The organism is Mycolicibacterium arseniciresistens, from assembly GCF_030519285.1.
GTDB lineage: Bacteria > Actinomycetota > Actinomycetes > Mycobacteriales > Mycobacteriaceae > Mycobacterium > Mycobacterium arseniciresistens.
Genome location: NZ_JAUMSQ010000344.1, coordinates 1 through 8,064 on the forward strand (window position 1 = coordinate 1; position 8,064 = coordinate 8,064).

Here is an 8,064-nt window from a genome sequence, read left to right on the forward strand (position 1 = left end):
CTACCTGCGGCCGGACCGCGGCGGCCCCGACCTCGTGGTGCGGCTCGCCACGCCGCAGGGCGGCACCACCATGCGCATCACCGCCGAGACGGTCCAGGAGGAATCCGACGACACCGTCGCCGACGTCATGCTGACCGGCGACATCGAGGTGCTGGGCGCCGCGCTGGACCCCGACCAGGTGCCCGGACTGATGTCGGCGGGCCGCCTGCACGTCGGCGGAGAGCCCGCCGCCGTCCGCCGGTTCGCCAAACTGCTTCTGCCGCAGCGGGTCTAGCCGCGTTCGGCGACCGGCGCCCGATCCAGCTCGCGCAGCGCGGGCAGGAACACCGCCGCGACGCCGAGCAGCAGCATCGGCACCGACAGCGCCAGGAAGGTGATGTGCAGGCCCGCCGAGTCGGCCAGCGGCCCGGCCAGTATCAGCCCCAGCGGTCCCGCGGCATAGGCCAGCGACCCCATCACGCCGACCACCCGGCCGCGCAGGTGCTGCGGCGCTTTGGTCTGCATGACGTAGTTGTAGATCGGGGCCATCGGCCCGTAGACGAATCCGACGATCGCCGACAGCACCAGGATGATCGGCAACGGCGGGAGAAAGGCGATCACCGTCATCGCCACCCCGAGCGTGAGCAGCGCGGTGAGCATCACCGCGCGCCGGGACATGTGCCGCGACAGCACCGCGTAGCCCAACGCGCCGATCAGCCCGCCGATGCTCAACGCCATCAGCACCCAGCCCAGCTGCGCCGGCTCGTCGCGATCGGTGAAGTACTTGGGGAACAGCACGCTCTCCATCGGCATGTACAGGCCGGTGGCGGCGAGATCGACGAACGCCAGCGTGCGCAGCACCGGTGTGTGCCAGACGAACTTGAGTCCCTCGACGATTCCCGCCCACACCCCCTCGGGCAGCTCGGCCCGGTCGGGCGTGCCCGCCCCTTCGAGCCGCAACACCGCGATGGCGGCGATCGACAGCAGGAACGCCCCGGCCGTCACCCACATGGTGTTCACGCCGCCGAGAGTGGCGATCAGCAGTCCGCCGATCCCCGGGCCGACGATGTAGGCCAGGTTGAACACCGCCTCGTAGACACTGTTCGCGCGGTCAAGCGTCCAGCCCGCCCGGTGTGCGGCCTCGGGCAGCATCGTCTCGCGGGCGGTCATCCCGGCGGGATCGAAGAACGCGCCGAGCGCGGCGAGGCCCGCCAGCACTGCGACGTTGATCACCTCGACGCCGAACACCCATGCGAGTACCGGCACGGCGGCGACCGAGATCGCCGACAGCGCATCGGAGATCATCGAGACCCGGCGCCGGCCGAGGTAGTCCACGGCCGCACCCGCGATCAGCGTGGCCACCAGCAGCGGCAGCGTCCCCGCCATCGCGACGATCGAGGCGTCGACCGCGGAACCGTTGCGCTGCAACACCAGCCACGGGAAGGCGACCAGCGAGATGCCGTTGCCCGCACCGGCGGTCAGTGCCGCGAACAGGATGAGGTGCAGCGGTCCGCGCGAAGTGGTGATCATGGGGTATCGCGGCCGAATCTAGCAGCGCGGGCACCGCCGCGGCGACGGGTTTTCCGCCTCGGGCACAGTGGAGTCGTGCCGCTGCCCCATCCGCGTACCGGAGCGCTCTTCGACTCCCCGGTCCCACCCGGCTCGGGGTGGCCCGGTGACCCGGCAACGGCGCACACCGCAATCGCGACATCCCCGGCGCAGGTGGTGTCGATGGCCGAGGCGACCGGGACGCTCGACGAACTCGACGCCGTCGTGTCGGTCTGCCGGGCCTGCCCGCGGCTGGTCGAGTGGCGCGAGGAGGTGGCCGTCACCAAGCGCAAGTCGTTCGCCGGCGAACCCTACTGGGGCCGGCCGATCACCGGCTGGGGTGCGGTGCGGCCGGCCATCATGGTCGTCGGCCTGGCTCCCGCGGCGCAGGGGGGCAACCGCACGGGCCGGGTGTTCACCGGGGACCGCTCCGGTGACTTCCTGTTCGCGTCGTTGCACCGCACCGGCCTGGCGAATCAGGCGACGTCGGTGGACGCCGCCGACGGGCTGACGCTCCTGCACACCCGGATGGCGGCCGCGGTGCGCTGTGCCCCGCCCGGCAACGCGCCGACCCCCGCGGAACGGTCGGCGTGCGCGCCGTGGCTGGATGCCGAATGGCGGCTGGTGAGCGCCGACGTGCGCGTCGTCATCGCTCTCGGCGGATTCGCGTGGCGGGCGGCGCTGCAGATGGTGCGCACGGGCGGTGGCACCGTCGCCACCCCTGCGCCGGCGTTCGGGCACGCCGTCACCGCCCGGCTGACGTCCGCGCACGGCCCGCTCGCGCTCATCGGCTGCTACCACCCGAGCCAGCAGAACACGTTTACCGGCAGGCTCACTCCGGCCATGATGGACGACGTTTTCATACTGGCGAAACGGGAGGCAGGACTGTGATTTTCACGCCGAAGGACTATCCGGGTGTCGCGGCGCGTTGAATTTCGGGTGCAGCTCTCCGTACTCGACCTCGTACCGGTGCGCACCGACCAGACCACGTCGGACGCGCTCGCGGCCACCACCCACCTCGCCCAGACCGCCGACCAGCTCGGATACACCCGCTACTGGATCGCCGAGCACCACAACATGCCCGCCGTCGCGGCCACCAGCCCGCCGGTGGTGATCGCGCACCTGGCCGCGCTGACGCAGCGGGTCCGGCTCGGCTCGGGCGGGGTGATGCTGCCCAACCACGCGCCGCTGGCGGTGGCCGAGCAGTTCGCGCTGCTCGAGGCCGCCCACCCCGGCCGCATCGACCTGGGCATCGGGCGGGCGCCCGGATCGGATCCGGTGACGTCGATGGCGCTGCGCGGCGCCGCCGGGCGGGACGACCGCGACATCGAGGCGTTCCCGCAGTACCTCGACGACGTGGTCGCGCTGATGGGCGCCCGCGGGGTGCGGGTGCCGCTCCCGCGCGACCTGATGCGGGAGAACTACGTCCTCAAGGCGACGCCGGCGGCGGCCACCGAGCCGCGGATGTGGCTGCTCGGCTCGTCGATGTACTCGGCGCACCTGGCGGCCGCCAAGGGCCTGCCCTACGTGTTCGCCCACCACTTCTCCGGCCAGGGCACCAAGGAGGCACTGGCGGCCTACCGCTCGGAGTTCCGGCCCAGCGAGCTGGCGCCCGAACCGGTGACGTTCCTGACCGTCAACGCCTCGGTCGCCGAGACCCGTGACGAGGCGATGGCGCTGATGCTGCCGAACCTGCACATGATGGCGCGGCTGCGCACCGGGCAACCGCTGGGTCCGCTTGAGCTGGTCGAAGACGCCGAGCAGATCCGGTTCGGCCCCCGCGAGCAGGCGGTGGTCGACCACGGACTGGCCCGCGCGGTCGTGGGGTCACCCACCGAGGCCGCCGACCAGGTCCGCGCGCTCGCCGAGGAGTTCGGCGTCGACGAGGTGATGGTCAACCCGGTGGCATCGGCCCGTCGCGGCACCGACCCCGCGAGCGCGCCGGGCCGGGACACGACGCTCGAACTGCTGGCGAAGGAACTCTTCTAGCCGCGCGGCGTCAGCACGATCACCGGGATCGGCCGTGACGTCCGCTTCTGGTAGCCGATGTAGCGGTCCTTGTTGCCCTTCATGTTGTTAACGATCGGCCACAGCCGGGCGAATTCGGGATCGTCGGGGAAGACGGCGCGGGCGGTTGCCGGGATCCGCTTGGGTCCGACGTTGATCTCGACGTCGGGGTTCGCCTTGAGGTTGTGGTACCAGCCCGGCGCCCGTGGTTCGCCGCCCATCGACGCGACCACCAGGTAGTCGTCACCGTCGCGTGCGTAGCTCAGGGTGTTGGCCCGCTGCCGGCCGGTCTTCGCGCCGATGGTGTGCAACAGCAGGTTCGACGGGCCACCCGGGATGGTGTGCCCGACGCGGCCATTGGTGGCCTTGTAGAGCTTGTCGTGCAGCAGCAGTAGCCGGTATCCGATGTTCTTTTCCCACCACGGCATGCCCATGGCTCAATCCTGCCCCGCCGAGTCGAGTTGTTCCAGCGCTTCGCGCAGAAGGCGGCCGCTCTCCTCCCGGTCCGGGTCGCGGCGCAGCAGCATGCCCTTGGCGAACGACAACTTGTCGCCGTCGCGCCGGGGCAGCACGTGCAGGTGGATGTGGAACACGCTCTGGAAGGCGGCCTTGCCGTCGTTGATCGCGATGTTGTTGCCATCGGCGTGCAGTCCGGAGGCGCGCGCCGCCCTGGCGATGCGCTGACCGATGGTCGCCATGTCGGCGACGGTCTGCGGCGGCGTGTCGGTCAGGTCGACGAGGTGGCGCTTGGGGAACACCAGGGTGTGACCGCGGGTGAAGGGGCGGATGTCGAGGATCGCCAGGTAGTCGTCGTCCTCGTAGATGCGGATGGCCGGGGACTCGTCGGCCACGATGGCACAGAACACACACGACATCCCGCCACGCTAGCGGGGGAAGGTCAGACGTTCTCCTTGGCCCACTCGGCCAGCCGCCGGTCGCGCTCCTCAGGCGAGACATCCTCGACGCGGGTCATCACCGCCCACCGCTGACCGAACGGATCGACGATGGACGCGAAACGGTCGCCGGTCACGAAGGTCTGGATCGGTTCGCGGATCGTTGCCCCTGCGGCCTCGGCGCGCGCGACGACCGCGTCGGCGTCGGGGCAGTACAGCACCAGCGAATGGGTGACCGACTCCGAACGCGGCGGCGCCTCGAGCTTGTACGCGGGGTTCGGGTCGCCCAGCTGCAGCCGGCCGTTGCCGAAGTCCAGTTCGGCATGCGGGACGGTGCCGCCGGGGCCGTCCATCTTCTCGACGATCTCCGCGCCGAACACCTCGACGTAGAAGTCGATCGCCTTCGCGGCGCCGTCGATCACCAGGAACGGGGTCAGGCTCGTGTAGCCCTGCGGGATGGGTTGGACGCTCATGGCTTCGAGTTTCGTAGGTTGGTGGGCATGGGCGCTTGGAAAAACACGCCAGCGACCCCGATGCGCGGGCTGGTCGGGCGGGCGGCGTCCGCGTCGGCGTTCGACCTGCACCGGTGGGCGCCGACGGACGGTGCCGCCCGGTTCGTCGAGCACTTCTGGTCGGTCACCTGGGATCTGCGTGGCCGGGCAGCCTTCGACAGCACGGTGATCACCTTTCCGTCGATGCACCTCACCCGCGAGTGGGGCACCGACGGCACCCGGCACGGGCAGCCGCTGCCGGCGACACTGTTGCACGGCGTGGTGGACCGGGTGTTCCAGGTGACGATCGCCGAGTCGGGTGCGGTGGTCGGGGCGCGGTTCCGCCCCGGTGGCTTCGTCGCCCGGTTCGGCGGCGACGCCGCGGCGCTCACCGGCCGCGTTCAGCCCGTACGCCGATTAGCTGATACGGCAGTCGATCTCGTTGACGACGTGGCCGAATCGGGCCGTCTGCTCGACCAGCTGATCGCCGCGCACCCCGGTCCTGTGGATCCGACGTTCCTCGCGCTGTGCGACCTGGTGGACAGGATCCGCGACGACGGCCGGCTGCATCGCGTCGAGCAGGTGATGGCGGTGTCGCCGTGGAGCGCCAGGACCACGCAGCGGGTGTTCCGCCGGTACGTCGGGGTCCCGGTGAAGTGGGTGCTGTGCCGGTACCGGTTGCAGCAGGCCGCGCTGGAGATCGAGAGCCGGCGTGGCGTCGACTTCGCCGATCTCGCCGTCCGGCTCGGGTGGTACGACCAGGCGCACTTCATCAACGACTTCCGCTCGATGCTGGGCTGCACCCCGGGCGAGTACGCATCTCGGCACGGCGGATGACGGGTCAGCCGACCGCCCGCCGCCACGCTGCAAGCTTGTCGGCGTAGCGCATCGTCTGCGCCGGACTGGTCGACGGCGCCCGCACGTAGGCCAGGTCGGGCGGCGCCGGCACCAGTCGGTGAAAGTTCTGTTCGGCCGCAGCGCCGTTGAACGCCACCCGCGTGATCGACGGGCGCCCGGCGAAGAAGGCGGGGAAGTCGTTGGCCACCATGCTCGTCCGCTCGACGGCGGAGTCCAGGCTGCCTGCCCGGCGGCAGGACCGCAGCACATCCCAGACGGCGATGCCATGGCTCAGCAGTGCGGCCACCCGATCGTCGTACCCGGCGTCGGCGTCGAAACCGAAGAGATCCGCGGCGATGCGCCAGAACGCGTTGCGCGGATTCGCGTAGTACTGCTGCGCGCCGAGCGACAGCACACTCGGCATGTTGCCGAGCACCAGCAGCCGCGGGCGCGCACCGACCAACGGCGGGAAGCCGTGGGACACCGGTGTGGTCATGCGTGCTGTATAGCAAAGCCGGACCGGCGGTATACCTTGGCCGGGTGGCCGACGAGGTGGACATCGAAGCCTCGGGGCTGCTCGAGGGTCTCGAGGGCAGGGCCCGCGCCGAACGCGCGGAGCTGATCGAGTGGCTGCTCGGACGCGGCATCACGGTGTCCGAGATCGCCGATGCCTCCGCGCCGACGGTGCTGGCGTCGCGCCGGTTCATCGGCGACGACGGCACCTACGTCTCGGCGCGCGAGACGAGCGAGAAGTTCGGGATCGACCTCGACCTGCTGCAACAGGTGCAGCGCGCGATGAGTCTGCCGCGGGTCGACGATCCCGACGCCGCCGTGCACATGCGCGCCGACGCCGAAGCCGCCGCGCACGCCCAGCGGTTCATCGACCTCGGGCTGACTCCCGAGCAGATCGTGGTCACCGTGCGGCAGCTCTCCGAGGGGTTGTCGCGGGCCGCCGAGGTGATGCGGGCGGTCGCGCTGGCCGCGGTGCTCAAACCCGGTGCCACGGAACTGGACATCGCGAAGGGATCCGAGGCGCTGACCCGTGAGATCGCACCGCTGCTCGGGCCGATGATCCAGGACATGCTGATGCTGCAGCTGCGGCACACGATGGAGACGGAGGGGGTCAGCGCCAGCGAACGGGCCGAGGGACGCCCGCTGCCGGGTGCCCGGGTGGTCACCGTCGCGTTCGCCGACCTCGTCGGCTTCACCCGGTTGGGCGAGGCGGTTCCGCCCGAGGACCTCGAGCGGCTGGCGAACCGGCTGGCCGACCTGGCCCGCGACGTCGCGGTGCCGCCGGTGCGGTTCATCAAGACGATCGGCGACGAGGTGATGCTGGTCAGCACGTCGGCCGCGGCGCTGCTGGAGGCGGTGTTGGATCTGGTCGACGCCACCGAATCCGACGACGATCTGCCGTCCCTGCGGGTCGGCCTGGCGACCGGCCCTGCGGTCAGCCGCGCGGGGGACTGGTTCGGCAGTTCGGTGAATCTGGCGAGCCGGGTGACCAGCACCGCCCGCCCCGGCGCGGTGCTGGCCGCGGAGTCGACCCGGGACGCGATCGGCGACGACGCGCAGTTCGCCTGGTCCTTCGCCGGCGCCCGGCACCTCAAGGGCATCAAGGACGAGGTCAAACTGTTCCGCGCCCGCCGCGCCGCCGGCGATGACGCCTGACCGGCTCAGCGCAGCGGGGTGAAGCCCCGCAGCCGCAGGCTGTTGCTCACCACGAACACCGAGCTGAATGCCATCGCCGCGCCGGCGATCAGCGGGTTGAGCAGGCCGAGCGCCGCCAGCGGCAACGCCGCCACGTTGTACGCGAACGCCCAGAACAGGTTGCCCTTGATGGTGCGTAACGTGCTGCGCGCCAGCCGGATCGCATCGGGCGCCGCACGCAGGTCGCCGGTGACGAGCGTCAGGTCCGATGCCTCGATCGCGACGTCGGTGCCCGTGCCCATCGCCAGCCCGAGATCGGCCTGAGCCAGGGCCGCGGCGTCGTTGACGCCGTCGCCGACCATGGCCACCGTCCTGCCCTCGGCCTGCAGACGCTTGACGACGTCCACCTTGTCGGCGGGCAGCACATCGGCGATCACCTCGTCGACGCCGATCTGGGCGGCCACCGCTTCGGCGGCGCGGCTGTTGTCACCGGTCAGCAGCACCGGCGTCAGGCCCAGCTCCTTGAGTTGCGAGATCGCCTGCGCTGCCGTGTCCTTGACGCTGTCGGACACGACGACCACCCCGGCGACCCGGCCGTCGACCGCGGCCCACACCGGTGTGCGGCCCTCCGCCTCCGCGGCGGCCGCGGCGTCGAGGAGTTC

General features: G+C 71.1%; 10 protein-coding genes and 1 pseudogene. 5 read left to right on the forward strand and 6 right to left on the reverse strand.

Annotated features, from left to right (window positions below; all coding sequences use genetic code 11):
* Positions 1-274 (forward strand): annotated as a pseudogene (locus Q2100_RS27855) (winged helix-turn-helix transcriptional regulator); the annotation flags it as partial.
* On the opposite strand, the gene Q2100_RS27860 reads toward Q2100_RS27855, so the two are convergent.
* Positions 271-1,509, reverse strand: coding sequence for a multidrug efflux MFS transporter Tap (locus Q2100_RS27860; RefSeq protein WP_302916645.1), 1,239 nt, complete (start codon positions 1,507-1,509; stop codon positions 271-273). The pseudogene Q2100_RS27855 and the gene Q2100_RS27860 sit on opposite strands and share 4 nt — an antisense overlap.
* Before the next feature lie 75 nt (positions 1,510-1,584).
* Here Q2100_RS27860 and Q2100_RS27865 point away from each other — a divergent pair, with 75 nt between their 5' ends.
* Both Q2100_RS27865 and Q2100_RS27870 read left to right on the forward strand, forming a co-directional pair.
* On the forward strand, positions 1,585-2,418 hold the full coding sequence (locus tag Q2100_RS27865; protein ID WP_302916646.1) for a uracil-DNA glycosylase: 834 nt from the start codon (positions 1,585-1,587) through the stop codon (positions 2,416-2,418).
* A gap of 48 nt (positions 2,419-2,466) precedes the next feature.
* Positions 2,467-3,516, forward strand: coding sequence for an LLM class flavin-dependent oxidoreductase (locus Q2100_RS27870; protein WP_302916647.1), 1,050 nt, complete (start codon positions 2,467-2,469; stop codon positions 3,514-3,516).
* On the opposite strand, the gene Q2100_RS27875 is transcribed toward Q2100_RS27870, so the two are convergent.
* Genes Q2100_RS27875 through Q2100_RS27885 form a run of 3 tightly spaced genes read right to left on the reverse strand, consistent with a single transcriptional unit; the run spans position 3,513 to position 4,900 of the window.
* The gene (locus Q2100_RS27875; protein ID WP_372503831.1) at positions 3,513-3,962 is read right to left on the reverse strand and encodes a nitroreductase family deazaflavin-dependent oxidoreductase; all 450 of its coding nucleotides are present in this window, start codon (positions 3,960-3,962) and stop codon (positions 3,513-3,515) included. The genes Q2100_RS27870 and Q2100_RS27875 overlap by 4 nt on opposite strands.
* Positions 3,963-3,971: 9 nt before the next feature.
* Positions 3,972-4,409, reverse strand: a complete 438-nt coding sequence (locus tag Q2100_RS27880) for an HIT family protein (protein WP_264016229.1) — start codon at positions 4,407-4,409, stop codon at positions 3,972-3,974.
* 23 nt (positions 4,410-4,432) lie between these two features.
* Positions 4,433-4,900: a VOC family protein gene (locus Q2100_RS27885; RefSeq protein ID WP_302916648.1), complete on the reverse strand. Its 468-nt coding sequence runs from the start codon at positions 4,898-4,900 to the stop codon at positions 4,433-4,435.
* A 27-nt stretch (positions 4,901-4,927) separates the two neighbouring features.
* On the opposite strand from Q2100_RS27885, the gene Q2100_RS27890 reads away from it, so the two are divergent.
* A complete protein-coding gene (locus Q2100_RS27890) occupies positions 4,928-5,755 on the forward strand; it encodes a helix-turn-helix domain-containing protein (RefSeq protein ID WP_302916649.1) in 828 nt (275 codons plus the stop codon).
* 4 nt (positions 5,756-5,759) lie between these two features.
* Here Q2100_RS27890 and Q2100_RS27895 read toward each other — a convergent pair whose 3' ends face one another.
* Complete coding sequence (locus Q2100_RS27895) at positions 5,760-6,251, reverse strand: DNA-deoxyinosine glycosylase (protein WP_302916650.1); 492 nt, start codon at positions 6,249-6,251, stop codon at positions 5,760-5,762.
* Positions 6,252-6,295: 44 nt separating this feature from the next.
* Between Q2100_RS27895 and Q2100_RS27900 the strand changes: the two genes are divergently transcribed.
* Positions 6,296-7,423, forward strand: coding sequence for an adenylate/guanylate cyclase domain-containing protein (locus Q2100_RS27900; protein ID WP_302916651.1), 1,128 nt, complete (start codon positions 6,296-6,298; stop codon positions 7,421-7,423).
* Positions 7,424-7,428: 5 nt separating this feature from the next.
* On the opposite strand, the gene Q2100_RS27905 is transcribed toward Q2100_RS27900, so the two are convergent.
* On the reverse strand, positions 7,429-8,064 hold a 636-nt coding region (locus Q2100_RS27905), incomplete at its 5' end, for an HAD-IC family P-type ATPase (RefSeq protein WP_302916652.1).